We start from the raw sequence: 204 nt of genomic DNA on the forward strand, positions 1-204 counted from the left end.
TGGCGTCGGCGAGGCGAGCGTCGGCGCGTTCCTGCTCGCGGGCGTACTCGCGCCGCACGATCTCCTCCAGGCTCTCTCGCAGCCGCGCGACGCGCTGGCGCAGCTGACGCAGCGCCTGCAGGCGGCGGGCGGGCAGCACGAACAGCCCGATGCTGCCGATGGTGAGGCCCGCGAGCACCCCGGTGAAGTCGAGGAGCGCCGTGG

Annotated in this window: 1 pseudogene; it reads right to left on the minus strand. The window is 75.0% G+C overall.

Going from position 1 to position 204, the window contains the following annotated elements:
• Positions 1 to 204, minus strand: a pseudogene (locus tag DEIPI_RS31375) (dynamin family protein); the annotation flags it as partial.

The sequence above is a fragment of the Deinococcus pimensis DSM 21231 genome (assembly GCF_000519345.1).
Classification (GTDB): Bacteria; Deinococcota; Deinococci; order Deinococcales; family Deinococcaceae; genus Deinococcus_A; species Deinococcus_A pimensis.